We start from the raw sequence: 23,963 nt of genomic DNA on the forward strand, positions 1-23,963 counted from the left end.
GATATGATATATATTATAAAGTATTATAAAGTTTTATATTAAAATTTTCTACATAAAATGTAGATTTGTATTATGTATTTAGAACATTTTTATATTTTATTTTAAAAAAATAAAAAATGTGTAAAAACTTTTATGTCAAAAAAAAACAAATTAAAACTGGTACATACAGTTTTTTTAATTGTATAGAAAAAAATTTTGATAAAGCTACACGATTTATTTCTATTGAAAAAGGTCTTTTAGAACATATTAAAGCTTGTAATTCTGTATATCATATGAATTTTCCTGTAAAAATAGGAAAAAAAATAAAAGTTATTGAAGCTTATAGAGTTCAACATTCTCATCATAAATTACCATGTAAAGGAGGAATTAGATACAGCATAAAAGTTAATCAAGATGAAATTATGACTTTAGCAGCTTTAATGAGCTATAAATGTGCTATAGTAGATGTCCCTTTTGGAGGAGCTAAAGGTGGTATTAAAATTGATCCACAAATTATATCATATGAGAATATAGAAAAAATAACTCGTCGTTATACTTCTGAATTAATTAAAAAAAATTTTATTGGTCCAGGAATAGATGTTCCAGCTCCTGATTATGGAACTGGAGAAAGAGAAATGAGTTGGATTTTTGATACTTATTTATCTATACGTCCGGGAGATGTAGATGCATTAGCATGTGTAACAGGAAAACCTGTATCCCAGGGAGGGGTTAGAGGAAGAAAAGAAGCAACAGGATTAGGTGTTTTTTATGGTATTAGAGAATTATGTTCTATCAAAGAAGATATGAAATCTATAGGACTTGATGTAGGATTAATAGATAAAAAAATTATAATACAAGGATTAGGAAATGTTGGTTATCATGCTGCTACTTTTTTTCATGAATCAGGAGCTATTATTATTGCTTTAGCAGAAAGAGAAGGAGCTATTTATAATAAAAAAGGATTAAATATTTCCGAAGTTATTTTACATTTAAAAAATACTGGATCTATATTAAATTTTCCAGAAGCAAAAAATATTGAAAATACAGAACATGCTCTAGAATTAGAATGTGATATTTTAATTCCTGCAGCATTAGAAAATGTTATTCATAAAAATAATGCAAATCGTATTAAAGCTAAAATTATTGGAGAAGCTGCAAATGGTCCTATTACTCCAGAAGCTGATGAAATATTGGAAAAAAAAGGAATTATTATAGTTCCAGATATTTATTTAAATGCAGGTGGAGTAACTGTTTCTTATTTTGAATGGTTAAAAAATTTAAGTCATGTTCGTTATGGACGAATGGAAAAAAGATTTAGTGAAAATATGAATGCAGAATTATTACAAATTGTTGAAACTATTTGCAAAAAAAAAATTTCAAAAGAAGAAAAAAAAATAATATTAAGAGGACCAAGAGAAATAGATTTAGTTAGAAGTGGATTAGAAGATACAATGATTAGTGGATTTCATAAAATTCGTGATTTACAAAAATCATTAAAAATAGAAAATATGCGTACTGCAGCATTTGTTTTTGCTATAAATAAAATTGTAGATTCTTATGAAAAATTAGGAATTTTTCCATAAAATCCTTTTTCTTAAAAAATATATTTTTATGTAAATATCTTTTTCATGAAGTACAAAAGATCATTATTGAAATTAAGCGGAGAAGCTTTAATGGGAAACAACGAATTTGGACTTCATTCTACTCGTCTTCAACAATATGCTGAAGAAGTTAAAAAAGTAGTAGATATGGGAGCTCAAGTAGCTATAGTCATTGGAGGAGGAAATATATTTAGAGGATTTTCTAGAATAAAGGAAAAGACTATAAATCGTATAGAAGGAGATTATATGGGTATGTTAGCTACCGTTATTAACGGTATAGCTTTTCAATCATATTTAGAAAATATAGGAATATGTGCTTATATTCAAACAGCTATTAAAATGGATCAAATAGCAGAACCTTTTGGTAAAGATAGAGCTATTCATCATCTTGAAAAAGGAAGAGTTGTAATATTTGTCGCAGGATTAGGAAATCCTTATTTTACTACAGATACAGCTGCTGTTTTACGTGCTATAGAAATTAAAGCCGATATTTTATTAAAAGGAACTAGAGTTGATGGAATTTATACTACAGATCCTGAAAAAGATAAATATGCAAAAAAAATTAAAAATATATCTTTTGATATGGTATACCAAATGGGAATTAAAGTTATGGATCAAACTGCATTTATTTTAGGAAATGAAAATAATTTACCAATTATAATTTTTGATATTAATAGAAAAGGAAATTTTAAAAAAGTAATTTCTGGAGAAGAAATAGGAACTTTAGTTTCTAAAAAAAAATATAATATATGAATTATGGATGAATTAAACAATATTTTTTTTTCTTGTAAAAAAGATATGGAAAAAATTTTAAAAAAATTAAAAGAAGAAATTCATCGTATTCGATTAGGTAGTAAATCTATATCTTCTTTTTTAGGAAAAATAAAAATAAAATGTTATGGAAGTTATTTCCTACTTATAGAAGTAGCAAATATTACTGTTTTAGACAGTATGAATATAACGATTCATCCTTGGGATCGTTCTATTATAACACATATAGATAAAGCTATAATAGATGCTAATTTAGGATTTATGCCAACTAATAAAGGAGAATTTATTCATATACATTTACCAATTATTACAGAAGAAGGAAGAAAAAATTTAATAAAAAAAATTAAATTACAAACAGAACATACAAAAATTCTTATAAGAAATGTACGAAAAAAAAATAAACAATATATAAGAAAATTAAAAATATCTAAAGATTTTTTAAAAGTAGGAGAAAATAAAATACAAAAAATAACAAGTGAATATATACAAAAAATAGAAGATTTATTTCTTTATAAAGAACAAGAAATATTGATAATATAATGTATAATGATAAAAAAATATTCAATTAAAGAATTATTAAATAAAGGAAAAGATGTTATAAATAAAAAAGTCTTAGTTGAAGGATGGATTCGTTCTTTTCGTTATTCTATTTTTATTATTTTAAATGATGGATCTACAATTAAAAATTTGCAAATTATTTTATCCAAAAAATTGGAAAAAAAAATTTATAAAAAAATAACAATTGGAACTTCCATTCAAGTTATAGGAACTGTAATAAAAAGTATCGGAAAAAAACAATACATAGAATTACTATCTTCAGATATTACTATATATGAATCTGTAAATTCATCAATTCTTCAAAAATCTATTTTACAACCTAAAAAACATAGTTTTGAAAAAATTCGTGAACAAGCTCATTTACGTTTTAGAACAAATATTTTTAGTTGTGTTATGCGAATTCGTCATCATATAGCTTTTTGTATTCATAAATATTTTCATATTAATGATTTTTTTTATATTCATACTCCAATAATCACTACTTTAAATTGTGAAGGTAGTGGAAAAATGTTTCAAATTACTACTATGGATTTTAAAAAAAATCCAATAGATTTTACAAAAGATTTTTTTAAATGTAAAACTTATTTAAGTGTATCTGGACAATTAGAAGCAGAAACAGCCGCTTTAGGATTAGGAAAAGTTTATACATTTGGACCTGTATTTCGTGCAGAAAATTCTAACACTTCACGACATTTATCCGAATTTTGGATGATAGAACCAGAAATTGCTTTTTATAATCTAGAAGAAAATATAAATTTAGCTGAAGATTTTTTAAAATTTATTATTAAATATATTCTTAATAAGAATATAGAAGATTTATTTTTTTTAAATGAATATTTTAAAAAATGGAACAAAAATGATAAAAAATATCTTTTAGATAAATTATATCTCATTTTAAAATTTCCATTTAAAAGAATTTCTTATACAGAAGCTATAAAAATTCTTCTTAAAGAAGAAAAAAATAAAAATATAAAATTTTTTCATCCAATTATTTGGGGTATGGATTTACAATCAGAACATGAACAATATTTAGTTAATAAATATTTTAAAATACCTGTTATTATATTTGATTATCCTTCTTGTATTAAAGCTTTTTATATGCGTATTAATAATGATGGAAAAACAGTTAGAGCTATGGATATCTTATTTCCAGAAATAGGAGAAATTATTGGAGGATCTCAAAGAGAAGAACGTTATGAAATATTATTACAACGCATAAAAGATACAAATACGGATAAAAATAAACTTTGGTGGTATTTAGATACACGTCGTTTTGGTTCTGTCCCTCATAGTGGATTTGGGTTAGGATTTGATCGTTTAGTTCAATTTATCACAGGAATGAATAATATTCGTGATGTTATTCCATTCCCAAGAACTCCAAATAATGCAGAATTTTAAAACATATTATGTTAAAACATCAATTATCCCAAAGAGGACTACATAAACTTTCTCCATTACAAATTAAATTAATGAAATTAGTTCAATTATCTACTTTAGATTTTGAACAAAGAGTTCAAAAAGAATTAGAAGAAAATCCTGCTTTAGAAGAAGAATATTTTTCTGATTTAGAAGAAAAACATTCAGAATCAGAAATATTAGAATTAGAAGAAAAAAATTATGATTCTGATATTATAGAAAATCAAAATCAATCTATAAATATTTCTGATATTGATGAATATTTCAGTTATGATGAAATGGAAGATTTTCAAGTTAATCATAAAAATTACGGAATAGAAAAAAATATTTCTATTATTTCTGGAATTTCTTTTCAAGAATATTTAAAAAATCAATTACATACTTTTTTTTTGACGGAAAAAGATTTATTGATAGCAGATTTTATATTAGGAAATATAGATGATAATGGTTATATAAGAAGAAAAATTACATCTATAGTAGATGATATTTTATTAACACTTGGAATATTAGTTACTAAAAATAAAGTAGAACAATTAATTATAAATTATATACAAAAATTAGATCCTGTCGGAGTAGGAGCTAGAAATTTACAAGAATGTTTACTTATTCAATTAGGTAAAAAAAAAATAACTAAAAAAATTATTTTAGCTAAAAAAATTATACAATCAAATTTTGAATTTTTTATAAAAAAAAATTATCAAAAATTGCAAAAAAAGTTAGGAATAACAAAAAAAAAATTACGAGAATCGATGCTTCAAATAGAAAAATTAAATCCAAAACCAGGAAGAATTTATTCTGATAATACAAAAAATTTTGATTATATTATTCCTGATTTTACTATTTGTATAGTAGATAATAAATTAGAACTTTCTTTAAATCAAAAAAATATTCCAGAATTAAAAGTTTCATCTATTTATTTAAAAATGTTAAATTCTTATAAATCTTCAAAAGAAAAAAGTTTTAAAAAAAATGAAGAAACTATTGTTTTTTTAAAACAAAAAATAGATTCAGCTAAATGGTTTGTAGATGCAATTAAAAAACGTAAAAATACATTAATGTTAACAATGAATGCTATTATGGATTATCAAAAAGAATATTTTTTAACTGGAGATATAATTAAAATAAAACCTATGATTTTAAAAAATATTTCACAAAAAATTGGTTTAGGTATTTCTACAGTTTCTCGTGTTGCTAATAGTAAATATGTTAATACACCATATGGAACTTTTTTAATAAAAAGTTTTTTTTCCGAAAAAATGAAAAATAAAGAAGGAGAAGAAATTTCTTCTATTGAAATTAAAAAACTTTTATTAGAATCTATTGCAAAGGAAAATAAAAAAAAACCTTTTACTGATGAAAAGTTATCTAAAATACTCAAAAAAAAAGGTTATTTAATAGCTAGAAGAACAGTAGCTAAATATAGAGATCAAATGCATATTCCTGTTGCAAGAATGCGAAAAAATTTATAATTTTTTTATAATTATTGTTTTCCAATTGGAAAATTCTTTTATAGATAAAAAAGATAATTCTCTACCATATCCAGATTTTTTTACTCCTCCAAAAGGAAATCTAACATCTGATTTTACAATTTCATTAATAAATACCATACCAGTTTCTATTTTTTTAGAAAAATTTTCAGCTTTTTCTAAATCTTTTGTCCAAATAGATGCCCCTAATCCATAACATGTATTATTAACTATATCAGGAATTTCTTCTTCTATAGAAAAAGAATAAATAATTCCTATTGGCCCAAATATTTCTTCTTTTTTTATTATAAAATTATCTTTTTCTACCATCAATAAAGATGGGGAAAAAAAATTCCCATCTTTATGAGTATCTAAACATATTTTTCCTCCATTTGATATTATATTCTTATATTGTTGATATAATTTTTTTGATAAATCAGAACGGGAAATATAACCAATTTTAGTATATTCATCATATAAATCACCTCTTTTATATTTTTTCATTTCTTGAATAACTATATCTATAAAATCATCAATAATCAATTTATCTACAATAAATCTTTTTGCAGAAATACATGTTTGTCCAGTATTATTTAATCTTGATTCTGTAGCTATTTTTGCTATTTTTTTAATATTTTCAACATCTTTCATAATCACAAAAGCATCATTTCCTCCTAATTCTAAAATAGATTTTTTAGTATATTTTCCAGATAATGATCCTATAATACTTCCAGATAAAGAACTTCCTGTAAATGTTACTCCTTGTATTATTGGATTTGCTATAACTAATTCTATTTTAGAAACATCTATTAATAAAACTTGAAAAATTCCTTTTGGAAAACCAGATTTTATAAACATTTTTTCCAAAGTTATACAACTTTCTGATGTATTTAAAGCTGGTTTAATAAGAATTACATTTCCTAATACTAAATTAGGAATAGTAGACCTTATAGTTTGCCAAATCGGATAATTCCAAGGCATAATTCCTAATATAGCACCTATTGATTCAAATAATACATAAGATTTTTCATATTCAGTATATATTTTTTGAAAAAAAATAGATTCTTTTAATTGGCAATAATATTTACATAAGTGTATGCTTTTATTTACTTCTAAACGAGATTGAGTAATAGGTTTTCCCATTTCTTGGGTTATTAAATAGGATATAATATCTATATTTTTTTGCATACAAAAATATAATTCCGTTATATATTTAATTCTAGTATTAAAGGAAAAATTTTTCCATTTTTTATATGCATTATGAGCTATAGATAATTTTTTTTTAATATTTTTTTCAGATAAAAAATAATAATTATTTAAAATTTTATTATTTACAGGATTAATAGTTTGAAACATTTTTTTTAAATTTTACTTTTACCATTCAATCCAATAGAAATTTTTGCATTAAAAGCTATAGCATATAATTTTATTTTTTTTAAAAATAAAAGCATTCCATTTGCTCGAATAGGAGATAAAAAAGTTTGAAATCCTATTTCATAAATAAAATTCGTATTTGAATAAATAATTTCAAAAGGAAATAAACCTGAATAAACACGAATCATAAGAGCTGCCATACCTCTAGGTAATAATGCATCACCGTCAGCAGAAAAAAAAATACGAGATTCTTTTAATTTAGCATCTAGCCAAATTTTTGATTGACAACCTTGAATTAATTTTTCATTTGATCTAAAATTATCTGATTTTTTTGGTAATTTTTTTCCTAAATCTATCAAATATTCATATTTTTCTTCCCAACTATTTAGAATATGAAACTCTTTTTTTATTATTTCTTCTTTTTTATGTAAAGTCATTTCTAAATTTTTATATAAATAAAATAAAAAAATTAAGAATATTAATTAGAAAGTTTTATTCTTGCTAGTTTCGCCGCTTCTGTCATATTTTTTAAAGATTTTAATACTTCCTCCCATTTTCTAGTTTTTAATCCACAATCGGGATTTACCCAAATATTTTTAATTGGTAATGTTTTAGAAGCTTTTTTTATTAAATCAAAAATTTCTTCTACAGAAGGAATTCTAGGTGAATGAATATCATATACCCCTGGTCCTATTTCATTAGGATAAGAAAAAACAGAAAAAGCTTTTAATAATTCCATTTTTGATCTAGAAGTTTCCATAGTAATGACATCAGCATCAAGATGTGAAATATGCTTTAATATATCATTAAATTCACTATAACACATATGTGTATGAATTTGAGTTTCATCTTTTACACCACTTGAAGAAATACGAAATGATTTAATAGCCCAATCAAAATAAAAATTCCAATTCTTTTTTTTCAAAGGTAATCCTTCTCTCAGAGCAGGTTCGTCAATTTGAATAATTTTAATTCCTAATTTTTCTAAAGATAAAACTTCTTCTCTAATAGCCCAAGCTATTTGATAAGCAGTATAATAAATAGGTTGATCATCTCTAACAAAAGACCATTGTAAAATGGTAACTGGACCAGTTAACATTCCTTTCATTAATTTTTTTGTTTTCGATTGAGCAAAACATATCCAATCAATAGTCATATTACCAATACGATTAACATCTCCATAAATAATAGGAGGTTTTACACATCGACTTCCATAACTTTGAACCCATCCATTATTAGTAGAAAGTATTCCTTTTAATTTGTCAGAAAAATATTCTACCATATCAGTTCGTTCAAATTCACCATGAACTAAAACATCTAAATCTATTTCTTCTTGTTTTTTAATAACATTTATAATATAATGTTGTATTTTTTTATCATATTCTTCTTTATTTAATTCGTTTTTACGAAATTTATTTCGTAAACTACGTATTTCTTTCGTTTGAGGAAAAGATCCTATAGTAGTAGTTGGAAATAAAGGAAGATTAAATTTTTCTTTTTGTATTCTTTGTCGAATAGAAAAAGGATTTTTTCTTTGTATATCTTTATCTTTTATTTTTTTTACTCTTTCTTTTATTTTTTTATCATGAAAAATAGAAGAATTTTTATTTTTTTCAAAAAAAGAAAAATTATTTAATAAAATATTTTTATCTCCTTTTATAATACATTCTAAATCATTTAATTCATAAATTTTTTGTTTAGCAAAAGACATTCTATTTTTGATGTCTTTATGAATAAAATTTTCATATTCTATATTTATAGGAATATGTAAAAGAGAACAGTTTGGTGCTATCATTACACGATTTTCTCCTATATATTTTATTGTTTTTTTAATTTTATTGATTGAATGAGTATAATTATTTTTCCATATATTTCTTCCATCAATGATACCTAATGATAAAATAATTTTTGATTCTTTGAAAAAGAAAAGTATTTTTTCTAATTGTTCTGAGTCTTCTACTAAATCTATATGCAAAGCTTTTATAAAAATATCTTTCAAAAGATAAAGATTTTCCGAAATTCCATCAAAGTAAGAAGTCAATAAAATATTAATTTCTGAACAAAATTGAGATATTTTTTTATAAGCATATTGAAATGCTTCTTTTTCTTTTTCAGACATATCTAAAACTAAAATAGGTTCATCTAATTGAATCCATTTTACTCCTTTATTTTTTAAATCATTGATAATTTTTATATAAACAGGAACAAGATTTTCAATTAAATCCATCCTATGAAAGGATTTATCTTTTTCTTTTTTTTCTTTTCCCAAAAAAAGGTAAGATATTGGTCCTATTAATACAGGCTTTATTTTTTTTACTGACTTGAATAAGTTTTTTGATTCTTCTAATTCATCGAAAATTTTTTTTGAAAAAATATAAAATTTTTGATTTTTATAAAATTCTGGAACTATGTAATGATAATTTGTATTAAACCATTTCGTCATTTCCATTGCTTTTATATCCCATCCATCCTTTTGAAAACCCCTTGCCATAGCAAAATATAAATCAATATTATTTTCAATAGTTTTTATAGAAAGATAAGATTCTGGTATATTTCCTAATAAAAAGGACATATCTAAAACATGATCGTAAAAACTAAAATCGTTGCATGGAATTAAATCTAAATTTGCTATTTCCTGCATTATCCAATTTTCTTTCCTTATTTTTCTACCTACTTCAAATAAAGCATTTAAATCAATTTTTTGAGACCAATAAGCTTCACAAGCTTTTTTTAATTCTCTTTTTATTCCTATACGAGGATAACCCAAATTATGTTTCAGCATATTTTATTAATTAAATCTATCTATTTTTTTGAATTTTTTTTTCTAAATATCTAATATTTGATATAAATATTCTAAAATTTTTTTATCTAAAATAGAAAAATAAATATTTCTTCTTATCATCATCATATGAGCTGTTTCACAAACTTGATAAAAAGGTATTTTTTTTCTATATTGTATTCCACCAAAAGAAAAAGAAGGAATATATCTAGGTGGAAATCCATATCCAAAAATATTAGAACTAACTCCTACTATTGTAGCTGTATTAAATTGGGTATTTATTCCAGATTTAGAGTGATCTCCCATAATAATACCAAAAAATTGTAAATCAATAGGAATGAAATCTTTTTTTTCATAATTCCAAACTGTTACTTTATGATAATCATTTCTTAAATTAGAAACATTAGTTCCAGCTCCTAAATTACACCATTCTCCTAAAATAGTATTTCCTAAAAATCCATCATGAGCTTTATTAGAATAAGAAAAAATTACAGAATTTATAATTTCTCCACCTATTTTACAAGAATGACCAATAGTTGTTCCTCCATATATTTTTGAACCAATATTTAATATTGAGTTTTTTCCAATACATACTGGTCCTCTTATTACAGATCCTTCCATTATTTCAACTCCTTTTTCAATATATATTGGACCAAAATGAGCATTTAATACAACATTATTTGCTTTTATATTTTCTTCTAAAAAAATTTCTTTTTTATTAAGAATATAATTTTTTCCTAATAAAGAAAAAGATTTTTTTCCTTTTGTTAAAAATATAAAATCTTTTTTTAATATAATTTTATTATTTATAAATATATCCCATGGATATTGTATATGAATAATTTTTTTAATATCATATTTTTTATGAAAAGAAATTAAATTTTCTTTTTTATCATAAGAAGAAAAATTTTTTTTTACAGCTACAATTTTTTTTTTAAAAAAAATAGCTTCATTTTCTTTTAAAGAAAAAATCATTTGAATTAATTCTTCATTTGGTAAATAAGAAGAATTTATTAATAATATATTTTTAAAAAAAAAATCATTATTTATTAATGAATATTTTTTTGAAAGAAATGGTTGTGTAATAATACCATAAGCTTTTTTACCAATATATTTTTCCCATCTTTCTTTTATAGTAAATAATCCTAAACGTATTTCTGATATAGGACGAGTAAATGTTATAGGAAATAAACTTTTCCATTCTATACCATCATATAATATAAAATTAACATTCATAATTAATACTTAAATATTAAATTTTTTTATATTTTTCATATTTTTTCTTAAACTTTTCTGCTGGGCCTGTTTTTCCTAAAAATTTTTTTTCTCCAGTAAAAAATGGATGGGAATAACTAGATATTTCCATTTTATATAATGGATAATTACATCCATTAAGTTGAATAAATTCTTTTGTTTTTACTGTTGATCGGCAAATTAAAATTTTTTCATTATTAATATCTTTAAAAACAACAGATCTATAATTTTTAGGATGTATTTCTTTTTTCATATTTTTTATTTTATTTCTATATTATATTTTTTTTTGGAAAACGGTAAATCATTCCATTAATATTCATTCCTGCTCCTAAAGACGCCATTAATATAATATCTCCAGGTCTTATTTCATGAGATGGCATTTTTCCTTGTAAAATTAAATCTAATAAAGTAGGAACAGTAGCTACAGAAGAATTTCCAAATTTTTTGATAGTCATCGGCATTATTTTTGATAAATTAAAATTTTTAAAAGAAGTATAATTATATAATTTTAATAATCTTTTTAAAATTGCATAATCCATTTTTGCATTAGCTTGATGAATAAGAATTTTTTTAACATCTTTTAGATGTAAATTAGCATGATCAAGAAGATTTTTTAACATATTTGGGACTTCTGTTAATGCATATTCATATATTCTTCTTCCATTCATTCTAATGTTCAGTAAAGACTTTTTATAATTGGTATTTAAAGAAGGACCATTAGTTAAATAATATAATTCTTCATTATTATTACATTGAGTCTCATAATAAATAATTCCATTTTTTTCATTTTCTATATTTTCTATTCCTGATAAAACAGCAGCTCCCGCCCCATCAGAAAAGATCATAGAATTTCTATCATGTGGATCTATAACTTTAGATAAAGTTTCGGAACTAGTAATTAATATATTTTTAGCATATTTAGATTTTAAAAGTTGATCAGCAAGAATCATTCCTTCAATCCAGCCTGGACAACCAAAAATCATATCATATGGTCTACATTTTTTATTTTTAATTTGAAGTTTATTTTTTACTCTAGAAGATATAGAAGGCATTAAATCAGATTGATAAGAAATAGGATGAATGTCCCCATAATTATGAGCTGATATAATATAATCTATTTTTTCTTTATAAATTTTAGAATTCATTAAAGCTCTTTTTGCTGCAATCGTTGCAATATCAGAATTCAATAATCCTTTATTTATATATCTTCTTTCTTCTATTTCCGTTATTTTTTGAAATTTATTAATAATTTCTTCATTAGATTTATCAATTTTTAATCCTTTTTTATCGTAAAATTTATGTTTTAAAAAATAATCACTTTTTATAATTTTTTTTGGTAAATAATGACCAGTTCCTGTAATGATTGATTGAATCATTTGTTTTTAAAATCAAAATTAATGGATAAAGTAAAAAAATAAAATTTTTTAAATAATAAAATACCCATTTTTTATTCAAAATTTAAAGTATATTATATAATATTTTTATGAAAAAAAACTCTCTAAAAGAAAAAAAAATAAAAAATATGTTTAATCATATTTATAAAAAATATGATTTAATTAATCATATATTATCATTTGGAATGGATTTTTTTTGGAGAAAAAAAATAATTTATTTATTATATCAATTTAATAAAAATCAAGGAATAAAAATTCAAAATATATTAGATTTAGCAACTGGAACTGGTGATTTAGCTATTTTATTAGCAAAAAAATTTGATAATTCTTCTTGTATTATTGGATTAGATCCATCCGATAAAATGTTACAAATAGCTCATAATAAAATACAAAAAAATTCTTTAGAAAACAGAATAAAATTAATTCAAGGATATTCACAACATATTCCATTTAAAAATGAAACATTTGATGCAGTAACTATTGCTTTCGGAATAAGAAATTTTCAATTTCTTCATCTTTCATTAAAAGAAATATATAGAATTTTAAAACCTTTAGGGATATTAGGAATATTAGAATTTTCTCAACCATCTAATTATTGGATAAATAAAATTTATTATTTTTATACTCATTTTATTATGAATAAAATAGGAAATTTTATATCAAATAATTATTTTGCATATAATTATTTAAAAGAATCTATTCAATCATTTTCTTTTTATGGTAAAAAAATGAATAAACTTTTAAAATATCATAAATTTAATACAGTTTATACAAAAAAATTAACTTTTGAAGTTACCTCTATTTATTTATCAATAAAATGAATTTTATTTTTTTATTCTGAATTTTAATTAAATTTTTTTTATCATGATAAAATATTTATCTGAATATTTAACATCTACTTTTCTAAAAAAAAGAATTAAAAATATAGAATTTTTCATGCGTTATCCAATAGAAATACAAAATCAATTGATGAATCAATTGATTTTGTATGCAAAAAATACTGAATTTGGAAAAAAATATGGATTTTGTGATATTAAAAAATATCAGCAATTCTCTGAAAGAATCCCTATATGTAAATATTCAGATTTAGAATATACCATAAAAAAAATTCGTAGAGGAGAAAAAAATATATTATGGCCAGGAAAAATAAAATGGTTTGCTAAATCTTCTGGAACTACAAATACAAAAAGTAAATATATTCCTGTAACAAATATATCTATGAATGAATGTCATTATAAAGCAGGAAAAGATATGTTATCTATTTATATTCATAATCATCCAAAAACAAAAATTTTTTTAGGAAAAGCTGTTCGGTTAGGAGGTAGTCATGAGTTATATAAAAATTATAATACATTTTATGGAGATTTATCTTCTATTTTAATTCAAAATACTCCTTTTTGGGCAGAAAATATTTGTATTCCTAAAAAAAAAATAGCTTTAATGAGTGAATGGGAAACAAAATTAGAAAAAATAGTAAAAGAAACAGGGCATAAAGATGTTCGTATTTTATTAGGTGTTTGTTCTTGGTTATTAATTTTTTTAAAAAAATTATTAAAAAAATTTAATAAAAAAAAAATTAACGAAATATGGTCTAATATTGAAGTAATATTTCATGGAGGAGTAAGTTTACAACCTTATATTATTCAATATAATAATTTATTTGAAAAATCTATTAATTATTATAATATATATAGTGCTTCAGAAGGATTTTTTGCAATTCAAGATCAAAAAAATGTTGAAGATCTTTTGCTTTTATTAAATCATGGAATTTTTTATGAATTTATTCCTTTGGAAGATATTAAAAAAAATAATCCTAAAATTATATCTATTAAAAATGTAGAATTAAATAAAAATTATGCATTAGTTATTTCTACTAATTCTGGATTATGGAGATATATAGTTGGAGATACTGTTAAATTTACTAATTTATCACCATATCGCATTTTAATTTCAGGAAGAACAACTCATTACATTAATTCTTTTGGAGAAGAATTAATTATTGAAAATGCAGAAAAAGCTTTAAATTTTACTTGTTTAAAAACAAATTCTATTATTCATGAATATACAGCAGGACCATTTTATATGGGAGAAAAAAATTCTGGAGCTCATGAATGGATTATAGAATTTAAAAAATTACCACAAGATTTAAATATTTTTAGTAAAATTTTAGATAAAGAATTAAAATCTCTCAATTCCGATTATGAAATTAAACGATATAAAAATATTATTCTTAATCCACCTATTATACATGTAGCTAGAAAAGGTTTATTTTATGATTGGTTAAAAAAAAATAAAAAATTAGGAGGACAAAATAAAATTCCTCGTTTATCTAATGATAGGAAATATATAGATTCTATTCTGAAAATAGAATAAAAATTTTAATAGAAATATTTTTAACTTTATATCATCTTAATTATTTTAAACTCATTATTATTGTATGACTGAAGAAAAAAGAAAAGAAATATTCAAAAATTATGGAAAATCTATTTATAATACAGGTTCTTCAAAAGTACAAGTTGTTTTATTTACTTACAGAATTAATCATTTAAGTAATCATTTAAAAAAAAATAAAAAAGATTTTAATACAGAAAGAGCTTTGGTTAAATTAGTAGGAAAAAGAAAAAAATTATTAAAATATATAGAAAAACGTGATATAAATAGTTATAAAAACATAATTAAAAATTTAGGATTAAGAAAATAATTAAAACATATAGTAGAAAAAAAAGAATAAAAATAAAATATGCCAGATATAGTCAAAGAAACCATCACTCTTAAAGATGGTCGTGCTATTACTATTGAAACAGGAGAATTAGCTAGACAAGCTGATGGATCTGCAACAGTACGTATAGGTAATACTATGTTATTAGCTACTGTAGTAGTTTCCAAAGAAATAAAAAATGAAATAAATTTTTTGCCTTTAACAGTAGATTATAGAGAAAAATATTATGCAGGTGGAAAAATTCCTGGAGGTTTTATAAAAAGAGAGGGGAGACCTTCTGATGAAGAAATATTAACGATGAGATTAGTTGATCGTGTTTTAAGACCTACATTTCCAGAATATTTTAAAAGAGAAATACAAATTATGATTTCTTTACTATCGTATGATAAAAATGTTTTACCAGATGGATTAGCAGGATTAGCAGCATCAACAGCTTTATCTGTTGCTGGAGTTCCTTTTAATGGACCTATATCTGAAATACGTATTATACGTTTAAAAAAAAAATTTATTATTAATCCAAGTTTAGATCAATTAAAAGAAGCAGATATAGATTTAATAGTAGGAGGTTCTATTAATTCTATTCTTATGATAGAAGGAGAAATGAAAGAAATAAAAGAAAATGAACTTTTAAATATTTTAATTAAAGCTCATGAAGCGATTAAACCTCAAATAGAAGCTCAAATACGTTTATCTAAAAAATTATCAAAAAAGAATTTTTTTTTCTTTGAAGATGAAGAAAAAAAATCAGAAAAAGAAAAAATAGAAAATGAATTTTTAAAAAAAGAATTAATTTCTTTTGCTTATAAAGAAATAGAAAAAATTTATAATAATTTTTTATCTAAAAAAAATAGATATAATCAAGAACAAATTATTTTAAAAAATTTTAAAAAAAAATTTTTAATAGAAGAAAAAAAAGAAATTTTTATTGATCAATTTTATGAAGAAATTAAAAAAAAAATAATCAGAAATTTAATTTTAAAAAAAGGAATTAGATTAGATGGAAGAACAAATACACAAATTCGTTCAATATCTAGTGTTGTTGATTATTTACCTGGTGTACATGGTTCTGCTTTATTTTCTAGAGGAGAAACTCAATCTCTCACTACAGTTACTTTAGGATCATCTTTAGATGCTAATAAAATAAATAATGTTATTATGGAAAATCAGGAAAAATTTTATTTACATTATAATTTTCCACCTTTTTCTACAGGAGAAATACGTCCAATAAGAGGTGTTTCTAGACGTGAAATTGGTCATGGTAATTTAGCTCAACGTGCATTAAAAAATATTATACCTAAGAATCCCTATACAATACGTATTGTTTCAGATATTTTAGAATCTAATGGATCTTCTTCTATGGCTACAGTTTGCGCTGCGAGTTTAGCTTTAATGGATTCTGGAATTTCTATTGAAAATCCAGTTTCTGGAATCGCAATGGGATTATTTATAGATAATGAGAAAAAAATTATTATATCTGATATAATAGGAGAAGAAGATTATTTTGGAGATTTAGATTTTAAAATAACGGGAACTAAAAATGGAATTACAGCTTGTCAAATGGATGTTAAAAACATACAAGGTATTACATATGATATTTTAAATAAAATTTTGATACAAGCTTGGGAAGGTCGAATTTATATTTTACAGAAAATGTTAGAAGTATTGCCTCAATATAGAAAAAAAATGAAAAATAATGCACCAAAAATATATACTTTTAATATTCCTAAAGATTTTATTGGTTCTGTTATAGGTCCAGGAGGAAAAGTTATTCAAGAAATACAGTCATGTACAAATACAAATATATTAATTGAAGACAAAAAAGATTTTGGTTATATTGAAATTATTGGAAAAGATTATGAAAAAATAGAAAAAGCTATTGATAGAATTAAACAAATTACTTTTATTCCTGAATTAGGAAAAGTATATAAAGCAAAAGTAAAATCAATAAAAGATTTTGGAGCTTTTGTTGAAATAGCTAAAGGTGTAGAAGGATTACTTCATATTTCAGAAATAGGATGGAAAAGATTGAATCATATAGAAGAAGAATTACATATTGGAGACATTATTGATGTTAAATTTTTGGGAATAGATGAAAAAAATAAAAAAATGAAACTTTCTAGAAAAGTTCTGCTTCCTCGTCCAGGAAAAAAAAATGATTAAAAATAAGAATAATGAGACAACTTAAAATAACTAAACAAGTAACAAATCGTGAATCTGAATCATTAGATAAATATCTTCATGAAATAGGAAAAATTCCATTATTAACTCCAGAAGAAGAAGTAGAATATGCACGTAGAGCAAGGGAAGGAGATACTTTAGCTATAAATAAACTTGTAAATGCAAATTTACGTTTTGTAGTTTCTGTAGCAAAACAATATCAAAATCAAGGTTTAAGTTTATGTGATTTAATTAATGAAGGAAATTTAGGATTAATAAAAGGAATACTACGTTTTGATGAGACAAGAGGATTTAAATGTATATCTTATGTTGTTTGGTGGATAAGACAAGCTATTTTACAAGCTATTGCAGAACAATCACGTTCCATTCGACAACCTACAAATAAATTAGCTTTACTTAATAAAATATTAAAAACTCTTGCTCAATTAGAGCAAGAATTGCAAAGAACTCCTTCTGCTAGAGAAATAGCAGAATATCTTAATATGAATGAAAAAGATGTAGAAGATTCTATTAAAAATTCGGGTAGACATGTTTCTATGGATGCACCATTGATAGAGGGAGAAGATTCTAATTTATATGATTTAGTTAGATCTGATGAATCTCCTCGTCCAGATGAACATTTAGAAAAAGAATCTTTAAGAAAAGATATTAAAAGAATTTTAGAAACTTTAAGTGAAAGAGAACGTCGTGTTATTATTTTACATTTTGGATTAAATGGATCTCCTCCAATGACTTTAGAAGAAGTTGGTCAATCTTGCGATTTAACAAGAGAAAGAGTAAGACAAATAGAAAGTATAGCATTAAAAAGATTAAAACATTCTTCTAGAAGTAAAATTCTTAAACCTTATTTAGGTTAACTCAATTAAGTTCATTTATATATATTTTGATTTCTATCAAATAGAAATAAAATGCGACCTCGAAGGGATTCGAACCCATAACCTTCTGATCCGTAGTCAGATGCTCTATCCAATTAAGCTACGAGGCCTATAAAATAACAAATATATATCAAGAATAAATAATTTTTAAAAAATTTTCTAAATTTAATGAAAAATTTCCTATAAGACCTCCATCTATATCTTTTTGTAAAAAAAAATCTTTTGCATTAAAATTATTAATACTTCCTCCATATAAAATAGATATTTTATTTGAAATATTTTCTCCATATTTTTTTAAAAATAAAGAACGAATAAATTCATGCATTTTTTGAGCTTGTTGATATGTTGCACTTTTTCCTGTTCCAATAGCCCAAATAGGTTCATATGCTATATGAAAAAATTTTATTTCATTTTCTGAAAAATGAAAAACAGTATGTTTTAATTGATCTTTTATAACATTAAATTGTTGATTTTTATTTCTTTCAAAATATGTTTCCCCTATACAAAAAATAATATTAAATCCATATTTTAATGCTATTTTTATTTTTTCTAATAAAATATTATTTTTTTCACAAAAAAATTTTCTACGTTCACTATGTCCTAATATAACTTTAGAAATTCCTATAGATTTTAACATAGAAGCGGATACTTCTCCTGTATATGAACCTTTATCCATTTGATGAATATTTTGAGCAGCAATTTTTAAAGGACTTCCTTGTAGAATATGATTTGAAATATGTAAGAAAGGAAAAGAAGGAGCAATAATAATTTCTTTATTATGATTTATTTTTTGTTCAAAAATTTTTTTTAAAAGATTTCTAAGAAAAGAAGTTGTTTCATGAAAATCATGATTCATTTTCCAATTTGCTATGACAATCTTTTTCTTCATTTTTTTTTTTTAATTTAAAATATATAAACAATAAATATTTTTATATTAAAATCAAAAATTTTTTTTTAATATAAAAATAGTTTCAAATAACATTTTCCAATAAAATTTTTCTAATTTTTTAAATGATATTTTTTCTTTATTTTTTTTCAAGTATAAAATATTTTTTATAATATTATTAATAGAAAATATTTTATACTTGAAATTTTCATGAAAAGAATTTTGTATTTTTTCAAATTTTTTATTATAAAGAAAAATAACATCATTATATGATATTTTATTAAAATTTAAAATAAAAAAAATATCTATTTTAATTAAAATAATTATAAGATAATTTATAATATCTATATATGTATCAGTTATTTTTTCTTCTTGTATTTTTTGATATCCTTTTGATTGAATATTTTTTATACGAATTATTTTAATAAAAATTTGATCTATTATAGAAGAATTTTTTAAAATTTTCCATGATAAACCATAATCTTTTAATTTATTAAAAAATAATTTTCTACATTTTTTAATAATAAAATCAATAGAATAATAATTCATGTCATATAATTTTATTATATGTTTATTATTTGTGTAATTATATATATGAAAAATAAAATTTACAAATAAATAATTTTTAAATGATAATTAATTGTGCCGGATCTTTATTATCTTTAAAAGAACCAAAAATTATGGGAATAGTTAATTTAACACCTGATTCTTTTTATGATGGTGGACAATTAGATTCTAAAAATAAAATATTAAAGCATGTAGAAAATTTATTAAACGAAGGTTCTGATTTTATAGATATCGGAGGTTGTTCTACTCGTCCAAAATCAAAATTTATACCAGAAAAAGAAGAAATAAAAAGAGTTATAAAACCTATTCGGTATATCATAAAAAATTTTCCTAAAATTAGAATATCTATAGATACTTTTCGTAGTGAAGTAGCAAGAATAGCTGTTGAAGAAGGTGCTGTAATAATAAATGATATATCAGGAGGAAATTTAGATAAAAATATGTTTCCTTTACTTGGGAAACTTAAAATTCCATATATATTAAATCATATAAAAGGAATTCCTAAAAATATGCAAAAAAATATATATTATAAAAATAATATAATTATAGAAATAAATAATTTTTTTTCAAAAAAAATTTTTTATTTAAAAAAAAATGGAATTCAAGACATTATTTTAGATCCTGGATTTGGTTTTGGAAAAACATTAAAACAAAATTTTCAAATATTAAAATATTTATCTTTATTAGGATTTCAAGACCATTTAATTTTAATAGGAATTTCTAGAAAATCTATGATTCAACACATACTAAAAATTTCTCATAAAAAATCATTAAATGCTACTTCAATAATTCATACTATTGCACTATTAAATGGATCAAAATTATTACGTGTACATGATGTCAAAGAAGCTATTGAATGTATTAAATTAGTACAATATTACAAAAATATTTACTAATTCATTAATTAATTTTGTATTATTTTTTGTATAAATCCTTTTTTTTATTATTATCATTATTATTTTCTTTGAAGATCTCTTTCATTGATATTTTAGATATATTTTTAGTATTTATTATTTTATTTCAAGTCTATAGATTAGTTTATAGTACCCCTGCTTTAAACATTTTTTATGGAATCATTGCAACTTTTATTTTCTGGAAAATAGTAGAAATTTATGAAATGAAACTCCTAAGCATAGTTATAAGTGCTTTTTTTAAAGGGGGATTCCTTGCATTAATTATTGTATTTCAACCAGAAATAAGAAAATTTCTTCTCATAGTAGGAAGTAAAAATTTTTTTAAAAAATTTATATTTTCTCTTTTTTTTAAAAAATCAAATGTATCTATAAAAACTGAAACTATAGATAGTATAGTAAAATCTTGCGCCATTTTTTCAGGAGATAAAACAGGTATTTTAATCGTAATTCAATTACATCAAGATTTAAAAGAATTTATTCAAAATGGAGATGAAATGGACGCTAAAGTAAATATTTCTATATTAGAAAGTATTTTTTATAAAAATAGTCCATTACATGATGGAGCTGTAATTATTATAGGAAATAAAATAGTGAGAACAAGAGCAATACTTCCTGTATCTTATGATAAAGAAATTCCATCACGTTTAGGACTACGTCATAGAGCCGCTATTGGTATATCTGAAAAAACAGATGCTATTTGTCTTGTTATTTCAGAAGAAACAGGTTATATATCTTATATTAAAGATCAAAAAAGAACTATTATAACTAATATAAATAATTTAAAAATGAAACTTGAAGAAGATTTACTTTAAAATAATGAAAAAAATGAATATAAAAAATATATATAAATTATATATGATCTCTTCAGGAATAGAAATAAATAGTAAAAAAGTTCGAAAAGGATCTATTTTTATAGCTTTAAAAGGAAAAAATTTTGATGGGAATCAATTTTCTAAAGAAGCCATTTTAAACGGAGCTATATTATCCATAATAGATAATAAAAATTTTATTTCTTATAATAATAAGAACAAAATTATTTTTGTAGATAATACTTTGCATTTTTTACAAAAATTAGCAATGTATCATAGATACCAATTACGTCATATTCCTATTATAGCTATTACAGGAAGTAATGGAAAAACTACTACAAAAGAACTTACTCAAGTTATTTTATCTCAGAAATATAAAAAAGTTCATTTTACTAAAAATAATTTTAATAATCATATAGGAATTCCATTAACTATATTATCTATGTCTAGAAATACAGAAATTTCTGTTATCGAAATTGGAGCTAATCATGAAAAAGAAATTGAAAAAATGTGTTCTATCATAAAACCAGATTATGGATATATAACTAATTTTGGAAAAGCTCATTTGGAAGGATTTCAAAGTATAGAAGGAATTATACGTGGTAAATTAGAATTATATAATTTTTTAAAAAAAAATAAAAAAATAGTATTTGTTAATGGAGATGATCCTATTCAATTAAAAGAAAGTATAGGAATTAAAAGATTTATTTTTTCTGAAAAAGAAAAATCAGATATAAAAATTAAATATTTATGGAAAGAATCTTATTTACAATCAATTTTATATATTGATAATATAAAAATTAGTTCTGATTTAATAGGAAATTACAATTTATATAATATAGCTTCGGCTATATCTATTGGAAAATATTTTAAAGTTTCTTTAAAAAAAATAAAAAATGCTGTAGAAAAATATATTCCAAAAAATTATCGTTCTCAAATTATACATAAAAAAAATATAAAAATTTTTATAGATTGTTATAATGCAAATCCTACTAGCATGATTTATGCTTTAAAATTTTTTAATAATAATAATATAAAAGGTAATAAAATTGCTATATTAGGAGATATGTTAGAATTAGGACTTTATTCTAATTATGAACATAAAAAAATAATTTTTTTTTTAGAAAAAAGTCACATAAATATAACATTTTTAATTGGAAAAAATTTTTTTAATACTGATTTAAAAATTTCTCAAAAAATAAAAAAATTTATAAATAAAAAAAAATTTATTGAATGGATAAAAAAAAATTCTATTCAAAAACAAAAAATTGATTATATACTTATTAAAGGTTCTAGAAAATACTCATTAGAAAACCTTATTGATTTCATTTAATTATTCTTTGCAAATTTAATTTTATTAAATTACATTTGTATATATATAAATAAAATAATCTAATTTTGTAAAATTTTTTCTTATGAAAGAAATTACCACAAAAACCTATATTAAGTGGTTTAAAGATATGTCTTTTTGGAGAAAATTTGAGGATAAATGTCGTTCCTTATACTTAAAACAGAAAATTAGAGGATTTTTACATTTATATAATGGACAAGAAGCTTTACCTGCAGGATTAACTCATGCAATGGATATGTCTAAAGATAAAATTATAACTGCTTATAGATGTCATATATTTCCATTATCTATGGGAGTTGATCCAAAAAAAATTATGGCAGAACTTTTGGGAAAAAAAACAGGAACATCTCGTGGAATGGGTGGTTCTATGCATATTTTTAGCAAAAAACATCGTTTTTATGGAGGACACGGTATTGTAGGTGGACAAATTCCATTAGGAGCTGGTATTGCCTTTGCTGATAAATATTTCAATAGAGATGCAGTTACTTTAACTATTATGGGAGATGGAGCTGTAAGACAGGGATCTTTACATGAAACATTTAATATGTCTATGATATGGAAACTTCCTGTTGTATTTATATGTGAAAATAATGGATATGCTATGGGTACTTCTGTAAAAAGAAGCACAAATATGAAAGAAATATATAAAATAGGTTTATCATATGGAATGCCATCTTATCCTGTAGATGGAATGAATCCTGAAAAAATAGCAAAAATAGCTTCTATTGCAATAGAAAAAGCGAGAAAAGGAGAAGGAGCTACTTTTTTAGATATTAAAACATATAGATATAGGGGGCATTCTATGTCAGATGCTGAATCATATCGTAATAAAGAGGAAGTGATTTTATATAAAAAAAAAGATCCTATTTTAAAATTAAAAAATATTATTGTACAAAATAAATGGGAAACTATAGATAATTTAAATACTATAGAAAATGAAGTAAAAAGGAAAGTAGAATATTGTGTAGAATTTGCAGAAAACTCAGATACACCTTCTTTAGAAGAAATGTATAATGTTGTTTATAATGAGAAAGATTATCCTTTTTTAGATTTTATATAAATAAAAAAATAT

General features: G+C 22.4%; 22 protein-coding genes and 1 tRNA gene. 14 read left to right on the forward strand and 9 right to left on the reverse strand.

Annotated features, from left to right (window positions below; translation table 11 throughout):
* Positions 1-116: 116 nt before the first annotated feature.
* Genes H0H41_RS02545 through rpoN form a run of 5 tightly spaced genes read left to right on the forward strand, consistent with a single transcriptional unit; the run spans position 117 to position 5,794 of the window.
* Positions 117-1,562, forward strand: a complete 1,446-nt coding sequence (locus H0H41_RS02545) for a Glu/Leu/Phe/Val family dehydrogenase (protein ID WP_185872138.1) — start codon at positions 117-119, stop codon at positions 1,560-1,562.
* 45 nt (positions 1,563-1,607) lie between these two features.
* Positions 1,608-2,333, forward strand: coding sequence for a UMP kinase (gene pyrH, locus H0H41_RS02550; RefSeq protein WP_185872139.1), 726 nt, complete (start codon positions 1,608-1,610; stop codon positions 2,331-2,333).
* Positions 2,334-2,336: 3 nt separating this feature from the next.
* The gene (locus tag H0H41_RS02555) at positions 2,337-2,891 is read left to right on the forward strand and encodes a ribosome-recycling factor (RefSeq protein WP_185872140.1); all 555 of its coding nucleotides are present in this window, start codon (positions 2,337-2,339) and stop codon (positions 2,889-2,891) included.
* 6 nt (positions 2,892-2,897) lie between these two features.
* Entirely contained in the window at positions 2,898-4,307 is a 1,410-nt protein-coding gene (gene asnS, locus H0H41_RS02560) for an asparagine--tRNA ligase (RefSeq protein ID WP_185872141.1), read from the forward strand.
* Between the two features lie 8 nt (positions 4,308-4,315).
* Positions 4,316-5,794, forward strand: a complete 1,479-nt coding sequence (gene rpoN, locus H0H41_RS02565) for an RNA polymerase factor sigma-54 (RefSeq protein WP_185872142.1) — start codon at positions 4,316-4,318, stop codon at positions 5,792-5,794.
* On the opposite strand, the gene H0H41_RS02570 is transcribed toward rpoN, so the two are convergent.
* From H0H41_RS02570 to H0H41_RS02595, 6 genes are read right to left on the reverse strand one after another with little or no spacing between them, the layout of a single operon-like run.
* A complete protein-coding gene (locus tag H0H41_RS02570; protein ID WP_185872143.1) occupies positions 5,789-7,147 on the reverse strand; it encodes an aldehyde dehydrogenase family protein in 1,359 nt (452 codons plus the stop codon). The genes rpoN and H0H41_RS02570 overlap by 6 nt on opposite strands.
* Before the next feature lie 5 nt (positions 7,148-7,152).
* Entirely contained in the window at positions 7,153-7,602 is a 450-nt protein-coding gene (locus H0H41_RS02575; protein ID WP_185872144.1) for a SufE family protein, read from the reverse strand.
* 41 nt (positions 7,603-7,643) lie between these two features.
* Positions 7,644-9,947 carry a 5-methyltetrahydropteroyltriglutamate--homocysteine S-methyltransferase gene (gene metE, locus H0H41_RS02580; protein WP_185872145.1) on the reverse strand — a complete coding sequence of 768 codons (2,304 nt, stop codon included), beginning with the start codon at positions 9,945-9,947 and terminating at the stop codon, positions 7,644-7,646.
* A gap of 42 nt (positions 9,948-9,989) precedes the next feature.
* The gene (locus tag H0H41_RS02585; RefSeq protein ID WP_185872146.1) at positions 9,990-11,180 is read right to left on the reverse strand and encodes a putative sugar nucleotidyl transferase; all 1,191 of its coding nucleotides are present in this window, start codon (positions 11,178-11,180) and stop codon (positions 9,990-9,992) included.
* A gap of 16 nt (positions 11,181-11,196) precedes the next feature.
* Positions 11,197-11,451, reverse strand: coding sequence for a type B 50S ribosomal protein L31 (locus H0H41_RS02590; protein WP_185872147.1), 255 nt, complete (start codon positions 11,449-11,451; stop codon positions 11,197-11,199).
* Between the two features lie 16 nt (positions 11,452-11,467).
* Complete coding sequence (locus H0H41_RS02595) at positions 11,468-12,574, reverse strand: 3-oxoacyl-ACP synthase III family protein (RefSeq protein WP_185872148.1); 1,107 nt, start codon at positions 12,572-12,574, stop codon at positions 11,468-11,470.
* Between the two features lie 107 nt (positions 12,575-12,681).
* On the opposite strand from H0H41_RS02595, the gene ubiE reads away from it, so the two are divergent.
* The 5 genes from ubiE (at position 12,682) to H0H41_RS02620 (ending at position 18,346) form a co-directional block, all read left to right on the forward strand.
* Positions 12,682-13,413, forward strand: a complete 732-nt coding sequence (gene ubiE, locus H0H41_RS02600) for a bifunctional demethylmenaquinone methyltransferase/2-methoxy-6-polyprenyl-1,4-benzoquinol methylase UbiE (protein WP_185872149.1) — start codon at positions 12,682-12,684, stop codon at positions 13,411-13,413.
* A gap of 43 nt (positions 13,414-13,456) precedes the next feature.
* On the forward strand, positions 13,457-14,965 hold the full coding sequence (locus H0H41_RS02605; RefSeq protein ID WP_185872150.1) for a GH3 auxin-responsive promoter family protein: 1,509 nt from the start codon (positions 13,457-13,459) through the stop codon (positions 14,963-14,965).
* A 64-nt stretch (positions 14,966-15,029) separates the two neighbouring features.
* A complete protein-coding gene (gene rpsO, locus H0H41_RS02610; RefSeq protein WP_185872151.1) occupies positions 15,030-15,293 on the forward strand; it encodes a 30S ribosomal protein S15 in 264 nt (87 codons plus the stop codon).
* A 39-nt stretch (positions 15,294-15,332) separates the two neighbouring features.
* Entirely contained in the window at positions 15,333-17,471 is a 2,139-nt protein-coding gene (locus H0H41_RS02615) for a polyribonucleotide nucleotidyltransferase (RefSeq protein WP_185872152.1), read from the forward strand.
* Between the two features lie 11 nt (positions 17,472-17,482).
* Positions 17,483-18,346 carry a sigma-70 family RNA polymerase sigma factor gene (locus tag H0H41_RS02620; RefSeq protein WP_185872153.1) on the forward strand — a complete coding sequence of 288 codons (864 nt, stop codon included), beginning with the start codon at positions 17,483-17,485 and terminating at the stop codon, positions 18,344-18,346.
* 54 nt (positions 18,347-18,400) lie between these two features.
* Here the strand turns inward: H0H41_RS02620 and H0H41_RS02625 are convergent.
* From H0H41_RS02625 to H0H41_RS02635, 3 genes are all read right to left on the reverse strand, one after another.
* Positions 18,401-18,474: transfer RNA gene (locus tag H0H41_RS02625), tRNA-Arg, on the reverse strand.
* Positions 18,475-18,494: 20 nt separating this feature from the next.
* Positions 18,495-19,253, reverse strand: coding sequence for a triose-phosphate isomerase (gene tpiA, locus H0H41_RS02630; RefSeq protein ID WP_185872154.1), 759 nt, complete (start codon positions 19,251-19,253; stop codon positions 18,495-18,497).
* A gap of 51 nt (positions 19,254-19,304) precedes the next feature.
* The gene (locus H0H41_RS02635) at positions 19,305-19,799 is read right to left on the reverse strand and encodes a nucleotide modification associated domain-containing protein (protein ID WP_185872155.1); all 495 of its coding nucleotides are present in this window, start codon (positions 19,797-19,799) and stop codon (positions 19,305-19,307) included.
* Between the two features lie 80 nt (positions 19,800-19,879).
* On the opposite strand from H0H41_RS02635, the gene folP reads away from it, so the two are divergent.
* From folP to pdhA, 4 genes are all read left to right on the forward strand, one after another.
* Positions 19,880-20,713 (forward strand): dihydropteroate synthase, encoded by an 834-nt coding sequence (folP, locus tag H0H41_RS02640; protein ID WP_185872156.1) that lies wholly within the window; start codon positions 19,880-19,882, stop codon positions 20,711-20,713.
* A gap of 68 nt (positions 20,714-20,781) precedes the next feature.
* Entirely contained in the window at positions 20,782-21,543 is a 762-nt protein-coding gene (locus H0H41_RS02645; protein ID WP_394798447.1) for a diadenylate cyclase, read from the forward strand.
* Positions 21,544-21,556: 13 nt separating this feature from the next.
* The gene (locus H0H41_RS02650; RefSeq protein ID WP_185872158.1) at positions 21,557-22,873 is read left to right on the forward strand and encodes a UDP-N-acetylmuramoyl-tripeptide--D-alanyl-D-alanine ligase; all 1,317 of its coding nucleotides are present in this window, start codon (positions 21,557-21,559) and stop codon (positions 22,871-22,873) included.
* A gap of 82 nt (positions 22,874-22,955) precedes the next feature.
* Positions 22,956-23,951 carry a pyruvate dehydrogenase (acetyl-transferring) E1 component subunit alpha gene (pdhA, locus tag H0H41_RS02655; protein ID WP_185872159.1) on the forward strand — a complete coding sequence of 332 codons (996 nt, stop codon included), beginning with the start codon at positions 22,956-22,958 and terminating at the stop codon, positions 23,949-23,951.
* The last annotated feature ends 12 nt before the right edge of the window (positions 23,952-23,963 follow it).

This window comes from Blattabacterium cuenoti (genome assembly GCF_014252255.1).
GTDB classification, from domain to species: domain Bacteria; phylum Bacteroidota; class Bacteroidia; order Flavobacteriales; family Blattabacteriaceae; genus Blattabacterium; species Blattabacterium cuenoti_J.